The 13,059-nt window shown below is 64.1% G+C and carries 15 protein-coding genes; 2 read left to right on the top strand and 13 right to left on the bottom strand.

Annotated elements, in window-relative coordinates; all coding sequences use genetic code 11:
- Positions 1–70: 70 nt before the first annotated feature.
- The 10 genes from AC24YW_RS02015 to AC24YW_RS01970 form a co-directional block, all read right to left on the bottom strand.
- Positions 71–481 carry a hypothetical protein gene (locus tag AC24YW_RS02015; protein ID WP_487481129.1) on the bottom strand — a complete coding sequence of 137 codons (411 nt, stop codon included), beginning with the start codon at positions 479–481 and terminating at the stop codon, positions 71–73.
- A 39-nt stretch (positions 482–520) separates the two neighbouring features.
- Positions 521–1,240, bottom strand: a complete 720-nt coding sequence (locus tag AC24YW_RS02010; protein WP_487481128.1) for a sulfite exporter TauE/SafE family protein — start codon at positions 1,238–1,240, stop codon at positions 521–523.
- 161 nt (positions 1,241–1,401) lie between these two features.
- Positions 1,402–2,319 carry a ribokinase gene (locus AC24YW_RS02005; RefSeq protein ID WP_487481127.1) on the bottom strand — a complete coding sequence of 306 codons (918 nt, stop codon included), beginning with the start codon at positions 2,317–2,319 and terminating at the stop codon, positions 1,402–1,404.
- 10 nt (positions 2,320–2,329) lie between these two features.
- Positions 2,330–2,776, bottom strand: coding sequence for a ribose 5-phosphate isomerase B (gene rpiB, locus AC24YW_RS02000; protein ID WP_487481126.1), 447 nt, complete (start codon positions 2,774–2,776; stop codon positions 2,330–2,332).
- 68 nt (positions 2,777–2,844) lie between these two features.
- Complete coding sequence (locus AC24YW_RS01995; RefSeq protein ID WP_487481125.1) at positions 2,845–3,639, bottom strand: transporter substrate-binding domain-containing protein; 795 nt, start codon at positions 3,637–3,639, stop codon at positions 2,845–2,847.
- A 21-nt stretch (positions 3,640–3,660) separates the two neighbouring features.
- A complete protein-coding gene (locus tag AC24YW_RS01990) occupies positions 3,661–4,419 on the bottom strand; it encodes an amino acid ABC transporter ATP-binding protein (RefSeq protein WP_487481836.1) in 759 nt (252 codons plus the stop codon).
- A 1-nt stretch (position 4,420) separates the two neighbouring features.
- Positions 4,421–5,089: an amino acid ABC transporter permease gene (locus AC24YW_RS01985; RefSeq protein ID WP_487481124.1), complete on the bottom strand. Its 669-nt coding sequence runs from the start codon at positions 5,087–5,089 to the stop codon at positions 4,421–4,423.
- Between the two features lie 7 nt (positions 5,090–5,096).
- Positions 5,097–5,780: an amino acid ABC transporter permease gene (locus AC24YW_RS01980; RefSeq protein ID WP_487481123.1), complete on the bottom strand. Its 684-nt coding sequence runs from the start codon at positions 5,778–5,780 to the stop codon at positions 5,097–5,099.
- Between the two features lie 10 nt (positions 5,781–5,790).
- Complete coding sequence (locus AC24YW_RS01975; RefSeq protein WP_487481122.1) at positions 5,791–6,690, bottom strand: NAD(P)-dependent oxidoreductase; 900 nt, start codon at positions 6,688–6,690, stop codon at positions 5,791–5,793.
- A gap of 50 nt (positions 6,691–6,740) precedes the next feature.
- The gene (locus tag AC24YW_RS01970; RefSeq protein WP_487481121.1) at positions 6,741–7,481 is read right to left on the bottom strand and encodes a FadR/GntR family transcriptional regulator; all 741 of its coding nucleotides are present in this window, start codon (positions 7,479–7,481) and stop codon (positions 6,741–6,743) included.
- A gap of 227 nt (positions 7,482–7,708) precedes the next feature.
- Between AC24YW_RS01970 and AC24YW_RS01965 the strand changes: the two genes are divergently transcribed.
- Complete coding sequence (locus AC24YW_RS01965) at positions 7,709–8,485, top strand: potassium channel family protein (RefSeq protein ID WP_487481120.1); 777 nt, start codon at positions 7,709–7,711, stop codon at positions 8,483–8,485.
- A gap of 181 nt (positions 8,486–8,666) precedes the next feature.
- On the opposite strand, the gene AC24YW_RS01960 is transcribed toward AC24YW_RS01965, so the two are convergent.
- On the bottom strand, positions 8,667–9,437 hold the full coding sequence (locus AC24YW_RS01960) for an exodeoxyribonuclease III (protein ID WP_487481119.1): 771 nt from the start codon (positions 9,435–9,437) through the stop codon (positions 8,667–8,669).
- A gap of 38 nt (positions 9,438–9,475) precedes the next feature.
- On the opposite strand from AC24YW_RS01960, the gene AC24YW_RS01955 reads away from it, so the two are divergent.
- Complete coding sequence (locus tag AC24YW_RS01955; protein ID WP_197958244.1) at positions 9,476–9,691, top strand: cysteine rich repeat-containing protein; 216 nt, start codon at positions 9,476–9,478, stop codon at positions 9,689–9,691.
- Positions 9,692–9,702: 11 nt separating this feature from the next.
- Here the strand turns inward: AC24YW_RS01955 and alr are convergent, their stop codons facing one another.
- The gene (alr, locus tag AC24YW_RS01950) at positions 9,703–10,980 is read right to left on the bottom strand and encodes an alanine racemase (protein ID WP_487481835.1); all 1,278 of its coding nucleotides are present in this window, start codon (positions 10,978–10,980) and stop codon (positions 9,703–9,705) included.
- A gap of 54 nt (positions 10,981–11,034) precedes the next feature.
- Positions 11,035–12,537: a replicative DNA helicase gene (locus AC24YW_RS01945; protein WP_487481118.1), complete on the bottom strand. Its 1,503-nt coding sequence runs from the start codon at positions 12,535–12,537 to the stop codon at positions 11,035–11,037.
- Between the last annotated feature and the right edge of the window lie 522 nt (positions 12,538–13,059).

Genomic DNA, 13,059 nt, shown 5'->3' with positions numbered 1-13,059 from the left:
GCAGTGTTGAGTCGCTGTTCCGCTGTGGGTGCTTAGCACGATCCGAGATGGGAGTGCGACGCGTTCCGCGCTAGCGTGCTTTCGGCAACTCGTCCTTGCGCTTGCACAGCAGATAGGGCTTCCCGTCGATCTTGATCGTGCCATTCGCGCCCGGCGCCAGCTTGATCGTGACCTTGCTGCCGTTCACGCCCTTGTTGTAGTCGTCCCAGAACTCGAAGCAGGTGGCGGACAGCACGAGGCCGTCGCCAGCCGGCGTCTTGCGGTCGATGCGGCAATGGTTCTCGTAGCGATCGACCAGCGGGGCCGGCTTGCCCTTGATGACGTTGTCGAGGTCGATCATCGTCTTGCTGTCGGGGCCGTCCCCGTCGCGGCAGTCTTTTTTCGTCGTGGCCCACAAGCCGTCGAACGGCTGCGCGGCGAATGCAGGCTGCATTGAGAAGAGAATGACGCCGGCGGCGGCAATCATGGCGATGGTACGCATGCATGGGGACCTTTTGCTCGGCGGTATGTCTCTTCGAGGTCAGAATGCGTTCAACAACATCGTCAGGCCCGCCGCCAGCATGATGCCGTCCATCAGCAGGCGAAACACCTCCGGTTTCAGATGCAGCACGAAGCGTTTCGCGATGAAGGCACCGATCATCAGCGATGAGCCCGCGACCAATCCCTTCAGGGCGACCTCGGCGGTCAGGGCCCCAAAACGCTCGAACGTCACCGACTTGCTGAGGTAGAGCCCCAGTGACGAGGCCGCTTCGGTGGCGAGGAAGGCGCCCTTGCTGAGGCCGTAGAACAGGAACAGCGGCACGCTGAGCGGGCCGGTCGAAACCACGATGCCCGTGAGATAGCCGATGATGGCGCCGCCGATGGCGAGGTGCCAGAGATTGGCCTTGAGGTCGTGCCGCGCCAGAAAGTGCCGCACCGGCACCATCGCGATCAAAAACAGGCCGATGGCGATATCGACGGCATGCGCAGGCAGCGCCAGCAGCGTCCGCGCGCCGAGCGCCGCCGCCGGAATGCCCGTCACCGAATAGGCCGCACAGGCCCGCCAATCGACCTCGCGCCACCACGCCAGGATCCGCGAAAAATTCGCCATGACGGAAGCGACCGCCATGATCGGCACGGCCTCCTTCGGTCCATAAGCATAGACCAGCACCGGCATCAGCATGATCGACGAGCCGGTGCCGACGATCCCTGAGATGGTGCCGGCGACGAGGCCGACGCTGAGGACGAAGAGAAAGGCCAAGACAGTCTCCACGAATCGGGAGAGTTTAGCCGCGGGCTTTGATATGGGCGATCGATCGCAGAGCGTTTTCAAGCGAAGTGGATACCGGTTCGCGTGAAGAAAACGCGCAAAAACAAGAATCTAGAGCATATCGGTTCTGATTTGATCAGAACCGATATGCTCTAGGCGAGGGAGCCCATGGCTCTGCGCATGGGCATGCCGGTCTGGGCGCCACCCTTCAGACATTTTAATGCGGCGGCTTCGCAGCTCACCTCGAGCGCACGCTGCAGCGGCACGCCTTCGTCGACCATCGCCGCAAACGCGCCGGCAAAGGTGTCGCCGGCGCCGGTCGTATCCACGGGCGTGATGCGGGGGGCGGGCGCGCGCAGGCTGGTTCCGTCAGCCGTCATGGCCAGCGCGCCTCGGGCGCCGGCAGTGACGATGCAGGCGAGGTTGCCGGACTTCGCGAGCCCGGCGGCTGCAACTTCGTAGTCGCCGGAAGCGAGGCCGATGGCGGCGGTGGCGTCGATCGCCTCATGCTCGTTGACGAGGAGATAGTCAGTCACGGCGAGAAGGTCTGTGACCATCTCTGCCGTCATCCGCTCCGGAACGGGCGCGAGATTCCAGATGACGGTGCCGGAGGCCACCATGGTTCTGCGGGCAGCCTCCATCGCCTGCGCAAAGGGCAGTTCCATCTGAAGCACCAATACCGTGTCGGAACTGAAAAGCGCTGCAGGAAGATCACTGGCGCTCGCGGACAGGTTGGCGCCACTTGCCACCGTGATTGCGTTCTCGCCGGCCTGATCGACCGTGATGAACGCGCAGCCGGTCGGCTCATCGGCCCTGACGACGAGATCGGCGTCGACGCCGTTCGTCCGGAGGTTCTCGATCGCGCTGTCGCCAAATCCATCCCGGCCGACCCGGCCTGCCATCCGGACCTGTCCTGCTCCAGCGATCCGGGCGGCGGCGACCGCCTGGTTGGCGCCCTTGCCGCCGAAATGTGTCTGGTAGGACGGCGCGAGCACTGTCCGGCCGGGACCTGGAATGACTGGGACCTGTGCGACCAGATCGATGTTGAGGGATCCGAACACAAGGATCATGGAGAGTCCGTCAGCCTTGCTCGTCCATGATGCGCAGCTTCTCGACGCGGCGGCGGAAATCCTCGTCTGTCGAGAATTCGGCCGTGAGATATGACGAGACGAGATCGACCGCGAGCCAGGCGCCGACGATCTGCGCGCCGATGCACATGACGTTGACGTCGTCGTGCTCGACGCTCTGATGGGCGGAGTGGACGTCGTGACAGACTGCGGCGCGAATGCCCTTCATCTTGTTGGCGGCGATCGAGGCACCGACGCCGGTGCCGCACACCATGATGCCGCGCGCGGCTTCGCCCGAGGTCACCTTCTGCGCCACGGCGCGCGCGATGTCGGGGAAATCCACCGGCTTGTCGTCATAGGAGCCGACGTCGATGACGTCGTGGCCGAGCTTGCGGATGTGGTCGATGACGGTCTGCTTGAGCGGCCAGCCGGCGTGGTCGGATCCGATGACGAGACGCATGTAATGTCCTTCTTGATCTTGCATATGGCCGTGACAGCCGCGTGCGGCTGTCACGTTGTCCGTTTGGTTCAGCTGCGCATGTCGGGCGGCAAATCAACCCCGTGGAACTTCTTGTAGATGGCGTTGAGCTTGCCGTTCTTGACGTTGTCGGTGATCCAGGCGTTGAGCTTGTCCATCAAAGGCTGCTCGCCCTTCTTCAGGCCGATGGCGAGGTCGAAGGTCGCCAGCGGAATCCGCGACTCGAACACGCGCGAGGGATTCTTCACGCCGATCTGGTTGATGATGGTCGCGGACGAGCCGACGCAGTCGACCTGGCCCGACACCGCCGCCGTCACCATGGTGGCGTCGTCGTCATAACGCGCGATCTTGAGGTCCTTGTCCTTCATGTTGGACAGGGTGGTATCCTGCGTGGTGCCGCGCGAGACGCCGATCGGCTTGTCCTTCAGGTCCGGCCAGTCCTTCACGGTCGACGATTTCAGGCAGCCGACGTCGGATTGCAGCGTCGCATAGCGCTTGGTGAAGTCGATCACCTTGGCACGCTCGGCCGTCACCGACAGGGTCGAGATGATGATGTCGGCCTTGCCGGTCAGGACGTTGGGGATGCGGGTCGCACCGGTGGTCTGGATGAATTCCAGCTCGAGGCCCCAATCCTTGGCGAGCATCTGCGCCACTTCGACATCGGATCCCGTCGGCTTCATGGTGGAATCCATCATGCCCGAGGGCGGGATGGCGAGGTCGGTCGATATGCGGATCTTCTTCGCCTTCATGATGTCGTCGAGCAGATCGGCCGACGCGGGCGTTGCCGCCATCATGATGAGGCCGCACAACGCGGCGGCAGTCCCCAGCACCATTCTGTTGGTCATCCCTTGGTTCTCCTCTCCCTGTTATGATTTTAGGTTCCCCGTCCCCACGAATTGCGTGAGTTCGGGCGTGGTCGGCGACGTCAGGATCGAGGCAGGTCCGGTCTCGTGGACCTTGCCTCGATGCATGAACACGATCCGGTCGGCGATTCCCTTTGCGAAGCCCATTTCGTGGGTAACCATCACCATGGTCATGCCGTCAGCGGCGAGCTGTTCGATCACCTTCAGCACTTCGCCGGTGAGCTCGGGATCGAGCGCGGAGGTGACCTCGTCGAACAGCATCACCTTCGGCTGCATGGCGAGCGAGCGGGCGATTGCGGCGCGCTGCTGCTGGCCGCCCGAGAGCTGCTCGGGATAGGCATGCAGCTTCTCCTCCAGCCCGACCTGCGCCAGCACTTTTCGTGCGAGATCCTTGGCCTGCGACGTCGCCATGCCCTTCACGGCGCAGGGCGCGAGCGTGATGTTCTGCTCGATGGTCAGATGCGGGAACAGATTGTAGCTCTGGAATACGATGCCGACGTCCTGGCGCAGTGCGCGCAGGTCCACGTCGGGCCGGTCGACGCGGTGCCCGCAGACGACGATCTCGCCGCCATCGACCTTCTCGAACCGGTCGATACAGCGCAGCGCGGTGCTCTTGCCGGAGCCGGAGCGGCCGATCAGCGCCAGCACCTCGCCGCGCGCGACGGCAAAGGAGACGCCATCGAGCACGCGGAGCGCGCCAAAACTCTTCTGCACGTCGCGGAGCGACACGATCGGTTCGGATGAGGAGGGGTTCTGCTGCATGTCAGGCTGGCGCGAGGTTGGACCGGCCACGCCCCATCCGCCGTTCCAGCTTCTGGCTGAACAGCGACAGGGGATAGCACATGGCGAAGTAGGTGACGGCGATGATGGCGTAGATGGCGAACGGCTCGAACAGCGAGTTGTTGACGATCTGCCCCGAGCGCATCAGCTCGACGAAGCCAACCACGGAGGCGAGCGAGGTGTTCTTGATGATCTGCACCATGAAGCCGACGGTCGGCGGCGTCGCAATGCGGATCGCCTGCGGCAGGATCACCTTGACCATGCGCTGGGTCCGGCTCAGCGCCAGACCTTCGGCGGCCTCCCATTGCGGCTTCGGCACAGACTCGATGCAGCCGCGCCAGATCTCGCCGAGATAGGCCGCCACGTAGAGCGTGAGCGATGCGCCGGCCGCGACGAGCGGTGAGACCTGCAAGCCGATGGCGGCAAGGCCGAAATACCCCAGGAACAGGATGACGAGTAGCGGCGTGCCCTGGATGAGCTGAACATAGACGGCACTGGCGATCCGGACCGATTTCAGCGGCGAGATCCGCGCCAGCGCAATCACGAAGCCCACGATGCCGCCGCCGATCAGCGCGATCAGCGACAGGCCAATGGTCCACAGCGCGCCTTGGCCGAGGAACATGAGATGATTGATGTTGAGATGTCCGCCCATGGTCATCTCACAACGGCGTTCCGAGCCGGCGCCGGCGCGGAAACAGGAGGAGCCCGAGGCCCCAGAAGCCGGCACGCATCACCAGCGACAGGATGACGTAGAGCACGGCGACGATGATGTAGGTCTCGAACGCACGGTAGGTGTCCGACTGGATATAGTTGGCGACTGCAGTCAGCTCCTCTGCCGAGATCTGCGAGCAGACCGAGGACGCCAGCATCAACAGGACGAACTGGCTGGTGAGTGCGGGATAGACCTTCTCGATCGCCGGCAGCAGGATGATGTGCCAGTAGATCTGGAAGCGCGAAAGCGCCAGCCCCTCGGCTGCCTCGATCTGTCCGCGCGGAATCGCCTCGAAGCCGGCGCGCATGATCTCGGCGGTATATGCGCCGACATTGATGGTCAGCGCGGCAACGGCCACGGTGAAGGCGGAGTATTTCAGGCCGAGGCTGGCGAGGCCGAAATAAACCAGGAAGATCTGCACCAGCAGCGGCGTGTTGCGAATAGTCTCGACATAAATCTTGCAGGCGCCTGCGATCAGCGCGTTATGCGCGCCGCGTCCGATCGCCGCCAGCGTGCCGAGCAGGGCGCCGAGCACGGTCGCGAAGAAAGCCAACTCCAGCGTGAGCACCGCGCCGGCCAGGAAACTTGGCCACCGCTCCAGCACTGCGGGAAAGTCGAGTTGGAGGCTCATCGTTTCGGAGTCAGCCGGTTGTCTGGTTGGTCATGCGGTCATAGACGCGGAACAGCGCCTGGTTGCCGTTGCTGCCTTCGCCGTGGGCGCGCGCATCGACATATTGGCTGGTGACGAGCGCGGTGCCGGGCAGGGGCACGTTCAGGGCCTGCGCGTGCTCCTGCACGAGGCGAAGGTCCTTGAGCTGGAGATCGATGCGGAAGCCGGCGGAGACGTCGCCCGCGATCATCGCCGGGCCGAGCTTGTCGAGCATCCAGGATGCCGCGGAGCCGCCAAGCAGCACCCGGCGCAGCAGATTGAGGTCGATGCCCGAAGCGCGGCCGAGCGCGAGTGCCTCACAGATCGCCTGGATGTTGATGCCGCAGATCAGCTGATTGCAGAGCTTGACGGTCTGTCCGGCACCGGTCGCGCCGACATGGATGATGGTCGTGCCCATCGCACGGAAGAACGGCTCGGCCTTGGCGAAGGCATCCGCATCGCCGCCGGCCATGATCGAGAGCGCGGCATTCTTGGCGCCCACCGGCCCGCCCGAGACCGGTGCGTCGATGAAGCTGACACCTGTCTTTTGCAGATCGGCATGGATGCGGCGGACGGCAACCGGCGAGATCGTGCTCATGTCGACGATGAGCTTGCCTGGAGGTGGGGATTTCAGCAGTCCCTGCTCGCCGTAAACGGTGGCCTCGACATGGGGCGTGTCGGGCAGCATGGTGATGACGATGTCAGCGCCTTGCGCGGCGTCGGCGGGGCTGCTCGCGCGGGTCGCTCCTTCCTTGACGCTGTCCGTCAGCGCAGCCTCGTTCAGATCGAAGACGCGGACCGCGTGTCCCGCCACCAGCAGGTTGCGCGCCATCTCCCGGCCCATCGTGCCGATGCCGATGAAGCCGACCTTGCCCTTGTCGTTCCGTCCCATGTCGTCAGTCCGTTTCTTGTATGGTTGGCGTCGTTGGTCGGGGTTCGCGGTCAGCCCGAGGCGCTGGCCTTGTCGATGTCGCCGAGGACCGCGCGCCTGCGGTACTCGTCGCCAATGGCGAAATGCTTGCGCAGCGTCGCATCCGCGCGCTCCGGATCTCGCGCAATGACCGCTTCGAAAATGCGGCGGTGATCGTCGATCAGATAAGTCTTCATCGACGGGAAGGCCTGCACCAGTTCGCGGCGGCTGCGGTGCGAATGCGTCAACAGACCCGCCATCGAAGCATGCAGCACCGTCAGCGTCTCCGAATGCGAGGCGACGACGATGGCACGATGGAAGTCGAAATCGGCCATGCCGCCCGCATCCGCTTCGTCGATCGTCTCCCCGATCTTCGCGAGCGCGCGCTGGAGGCGTTCGAAATCGGCGATGTTGGCGCGCTCGCAGGCGAGACGAATCGCCTGGCATTCGATCGCAACGCGCGCCTGCATGACGTCGTCGAGCATGTCCGCCTGCTGGGCGAGCGCGAAGGTGAAGAAATCGTTCAGCACCGAGACGTCCGGCCGCGTCACCACCGTGCCGATGCGGTCGCGGATCTCGACAATCCCGAGCACGGTGAGGGCACGCAGCGCCTCGCGCACGATCGGACGGCTGACGCCGAGCAGGGTCGCGAGCTCGCGTTCCGAGATCAGTCGGTCGCCCGGCTTGAGTGAGCCGGCAAGCAGGCGTTCGCGCAGGAAGGCAAACACCTTCTCGAACCCTTTTTCGCCGTCGGTCGCTCGCTTGAGCTCCATCCCTGTCTCTTTGGTCTGATCTTGGTCAGACCAGTATGCTGACCAGAGCGTTTGGTCAAGTGGCTTCGCGGTGAGAGATCAGCAGGGCCAGAGCATTCAGCCCAGGGAGAGCTGAGCACCGCGCGGTGCTGCTGGTTCCTCATCGCGAGTCCACGCAGCTGTACAAGCATCTCGGTTGCAGCTCGCGCTCCGAGTTGCCATCATCCTTGCAAACCGAGATTCCTCCAGTGACCCTCACGTCTCTCCGAAGCAGTGTCCGCGGCCTCTACGAGGGCGCGACGCCGGACGGCGTGCGCTTCCGCTATGCGCTGCTCGTCTTCGATATCGTGACGGTGCTGTTCATTATTGCGACCTCGTTCCTGCCGCCCAGTGACATCGTCGAGACGCTCGATGTCCTGTTCGGCGTTATTCTGCTTGCCGACTTCTCCGCCCGGCTCCTGGTCGATCGACATCCGTTTCAGAAATTCACCCAGCTCGCGACGTGGGCTGACATGGTCGCGATCGTATCCTTCCTGGCGCCGCTTGCCGGCGAGGCGGGCGGCTTTCTCCGGATTCTGCGGACGTTGGGCCTGCTGCGCGACTACCAGATGCTGGTGAGGCTGCGGATCGATTCCCCGTTCTTTCGTCGCAACGAAGAGGTCATCTTCGCCGTCACCAACCTCGCCGTTTTCATCTTCGTGATGACCGGGATCGTTTACGAGACCCAGAAATTTCGCAACGACGAGATCCGAAACTATGCCGATGCCCTGTATTTCACCGTCACGGCGCTGACGACGACCGGCTTTGGCGACATCACCTTGTCGGGCACGTTCGGTCGCCTGATCACCGTCGTGATCATGATTTTCGGCGTGACTCTGTTCTTCAATCTCGCCCGCGCGCTGCTCAGTCCTCACAAGGTGCGGTTTCCATGCCCGACGTGCGGGCTCCAGAGGCACGATGCCGACGCCGTGCATTGCAAGGCCTGCGGCACCGTCCTCAACATTCCCGATGATGGGGCCGTCTGAAGTGCGCCCGGCGCGGCGATTTGAACGCCTTCGATGCTGACATCATGCCAGTGTTTTGCCCGACGGATCAACCTTGATCTCGGTTTATCCGTAAGTCATTGATCGGACAGAGGTCGGCTACTGTGCATGGGGTTGTTTTTCAGGTTTTTGTCCGGCGCCCCGGTGCCGACTGCCGTTCGGGTCACCGCAACACCACCCACGCCGGCGCGTGATCGCTCGCGCCGTCCTCGCCGCGGATTTTCTTGTCGACGCCGGCTTTGGCGAGGCGCGGGGCGAGGGCAGGGCTGAGCAGGAGATGGTCGAGCCGCAGGCCCGCATCGCGCGGCCAGCGGTTCCGCTTGTAGTCCCAGAACGTGTAGATGCGCTTGTCCGGATGCAACTCGCGGATCGCGTCGCACCAGCCTTGCTCGACCAGCGCGGCAAAGGCCGCGCGGCTCTTCGGCTGGATCAGCGCGTCCTTGTCCCATGAGCGCGTCGGATAGATGTCGATCTCGGTGGGCGCGACGTTGTAGTCGCCGGCGAGCACCACCGGCAGGTCCTGCTTGATGAAGGTGTTGGCGTGGCGCCGCAGCCGCGCGAACCAGTCGAGCTTGTAGTCGAATTTCGGTCCCGGCTGCGGATTGCCGTTGGGCAGGTAGATGCTGGTGACGATGACGCCGCGCACCGCAGCCTCGATGTAGCGCGCTTCGAGATCGGCAGGCTTTCCCGGCAGCCGGTCGCGCGTCAGCACGGGCTCGGCATTGCGGGCGAGGATGGCGACGCCGTTCCATGTTCTTTGTCCACGCCACACCGCGCCATAGCCGGCCTTTTCGATGGCGGCCGCCGGAAATTCGCCATCACTTGCCTTCAACTCCTGAAGCGCGACGACATCGGGCTTCGCCATTCGCAGCCATGCCAACAGATTGGGCAGGCGGCGGTTGATGTTGTTGATGTTGAATGTCGCGATCTTCATCTAGAGCTACGGCTCCTGCTTTCGTCTCCGGAGATACAATGTCCAAACTGAGCTTTGCCGCTATCGCCTTCGTCGTCGCGTTCTCCGGGGCCACGGCACAGTCAGCCGAAACGCGCGGCGCATGCAAGGCGGACTACGACAAATTCTGCGCCGGCATCGCGCCGGGCAGCGGCATCGTCGCCTGTCTCAACGCCAAGCGCGACCAGCTCAGTGCCACCTGCAAAACGGCGCTGGACAGCAGGAAGAAGAAGTAGGTGCCGGTGGTTTAACTTGGCAGCGGCGGCAACGCCGACGGCTGTTCGATCGGCGGCGGGGCAGGCGACTGCCCGGCGTTCGACGCGGGCTCCGGCTTGACCAGCGGCTCCTCGACATTGCCACCCTTGTAGACGCGGGCATAGCGGTGGCCGAGGCTGGTCAGCACCTCATAGCCGATCGTGCCGAAATGGTGCGCGAGCTCGTCGACGGTGATGCCTTCGCCGAGCAGCGTCACCATGTGGCCGCGCCGCACCGCGTTCGGCGGCAGATCGGTGATGTCGATCGCGATCAGGTCCATGGAGATGCGGCCCGCGACAGGGCAGCGCTTGCCCGCCACGACGACATCGGCGCCGCGGGTGCCGTCATTGGAGCTGGCGGCGCGGAAATAGCCGTCGGCGTAGCCGACCGCGATGATCGCCAGCTTCGTCGGCCGCCGCGCGGTCCAGGTCCCGCCATAGCCGACGGTCTCGCCGCGCTCGATGCTGCGAATCTGCACGATGCGCGCCTTGAGGTCGACCACCTGCTGCATGGGATTGTCGGCCTCCGGCGTCGGGTTGACGCCGTAGAGCGCAGCTCCCGGCCGCACCAGGTCGAACTGGAACGGCGCGCCGAGGAAGATGCCGGAGGAGTTGGCGAGCGCCGCCGGCACGCCTGTGAACTCACTGGCGATGCTGCGGAAGGCCGCGAGCTGTCTGGCGTTGATCGGGCTGTTGAGCTGCTCGGCCGCGACCAGATGGCTCATCACCAGCGTGATGCCGTGATCGCCGGCATTGATGCGGGGAATGATGGCCTGGGCTTCCGACAGCGTCAGCCCGAGCCGGTTCATGCCGGTGTCGATGTGAACTGCTGCGCCCCCGTTCCACCCCGTGCGGCGGCAGAACACGTCCCATTCGGCGAGCTCGTTGAGATCGCCGATCACCGGACGGCAATTGATCTTGGCGTAGTGCTCGCCGGTGTTCTGGAAATAGCCGCCGAGCACGTAGATCGTGGGCTCCGGAACGGCGGCGCGCACCTTGCGCGCTTCCTCGATGGTGGCGACGAAGAAGGTCTTGCAACCGGCTTTGCTCAGCGCGTGCGACACCTGCTCGGCGCCGCAGCCATAGGCGTCGGCCTTGATCACCGCGGAACATTCGGCCGGCACCGCGGTCTTCTCGAGCTTGCGCCAATTGGCGATGATCGCGTCGAGATCGACGGTCAGCACGCCGCCGAAGGCGGCCAGCGCGGCAGCCTGGTTGGCCTCCGCGGAGAGTGGGCCGGATTGCGGGATCGATTTCGGAGCGGACGCCATTGTCATGGCGCCGTTTTACGCAAGAGACAGGCCCCGTTCAACCCGGGGAACAATCTAGTAGTCGCTGCGGTCCGGCAGCTGGCCGTCATGCGCGAGGTCGCCGAAGCGCGTGACCGAGGCATCGAAGTGCAGCTCGACGGTACCGGTCGGACCATGGCGCTGCTTGCCGATGATGACTTCGGCGCGGCCGACCGTGCGTTCCATGTCGGCCTGCCATTTGGCATGCTCTTCGGTGCCGGGGCGCGGCTCCTTCATGGCGAGGTAATATTCCTCGCGGAACACGAACAGCACGACGTCCGCGTCCTGCTCGATCGAGCCGGATTCGCGCAGGTCCGACAGCTGCGGCCGCTTGTCGTCGCGCGATTCCACCTGGCGCGACAGCTGCGAGAGCGCGATCACGGGAACGTTGAGCTCCTTGGCCAGCGCCTTCAGGCTGGTCGTGATCTCCGTGATTTCCTGCACGCGATTGTCGCTTCGCTTGCCTGAACCCGACAGCAGCTGGATGTAGTCGATCACGAGCAGGTCGAGACCCTTCTGGCGCTTGAGCCGGCGCGCGCGCGCCATCAGCTGCGCGATCGAGAGGCCGCCGGTAGCGTCGACGTAGAACGGCAGCGACTGCAGCTCGATCGAGACCTGCCGGATCTTCTCGAAATCGGCCTCCGTGATGCCGCCACGACGGATGTGGGAGGAGGGAATGCCGGTGCGCTCGGCCACGATACGGGTGGCGAGCTGGTCGGCCGACATTTCGCAGGAGAAGAAGCCGATCACGCCGCCGTTGGCGGCCTTCATGGTGCCGTCGGCCTGAAGCTCCGGCACGTAGGCCTGCGCGACGTTGTAGGCGATGTTGGTCGCCAGCGACGTCTTGCCCATGCCGGGGCGTCCCGCGACGATGATGAGGTCGGAATGCTGCAGGCCGCCCATCTTGGTGTCGAGGTCGCGCAGTCCCGTCGAGATGCCCGACAGCTTGCCGTCGCGCTGGAACGCCTTGGCCGCGAGATCGACGGCGACGGTCAGGGCCTGCGAGAATTTCTGAAAGCCCCCGTCATACCGGCCGGACTCGGCGAGCTCGTACAGCTTGCGCTCGGCATCCTCGATCTGCGCCCGCGGTTGGAAGTCGACCGGCGCGTCATAGGCGACGTTGACCATGTCCTCGCCGATGCCGATCAGGTCGCGGCGCAACGACAGATCGTAGACGGTGCGGCCATAGTCCTGGGCGTTGATGATGGTGGTGGCTTCGGCCGCGAGCCGCGCCAGATATTGTCCGATGGTCATGCCGCCGACATCGGTATCGGCCGGCAGGAACGTCTTGAGCGTGACCGGGGTGGCGATCTTGCCCATCCGGATCAGGCTGCCGGCGGTCTCGAAGATGGTCTGGTGCAGCGGCTCGAAAAAGTGCTTGGCCTCCAGGAAGTCGGAGACGCGGTAGAAGGCGTCGTTGTTGACCAGGATCGCGCCCAGAAGGCTCTGTTCGGCCTCGATATTGTGCGGTGCGCTCCGATAGGCGGGAGTTCCGGCATCGGGCGCGAGTTTGAGAACGTTCGAATCAGTCAGTGCCATGGTCGGACGTGCTTAGCAATTTTCTTGGGCGGATGCGGGGCCGGGATAAAGCGCCGCCGCAGGTCAAAGCGGAAGCAAAAGCTGACCGCTATCAACTGCTCAGTTAAAATGGTGGATGATTGGCAGCCGCAGCATGCGCCGCGCTTGACTGGATTTTGGCGGAACTCGCTCGTCCCAAGGGGGCCGCGGTCGCGCCATGGAAAAATCCTGAAACCCGTGAACCCTGAGGGCTGACGCGCAGACCTATCAAGAAGCGGGCGAAATGACGCACGCGGGCCGTATTCGGCTCGGCTTCAGACCAGCAGGAGGTAGACCAGCGCAACCAGGGCCGCCCCAACGCCGGTGACCATCAGGGCGTAATCGGTGCGGAGGTCGTCCTGCACGTCGAATGAGGTTTGGGTCTCTTTGCTCATGGCGACGGTCTAAGCCAGGCCGGACCAGATTTATGTGAAGCAGATCACATCTCCCCGGATTCTTTCGGGGTCATGCTGGGAACAGGCGAGCGGGCAGGGGATTGTTTCA

The organism is Bradyrhizobium sp. USDA3516 (assembly GCF_057651995.1).
The sequence above is the reverse complement of the archived record's forward strand: the minus strand, read 5'-3'. Positions and strand labels throughout refer to the sequence as shown.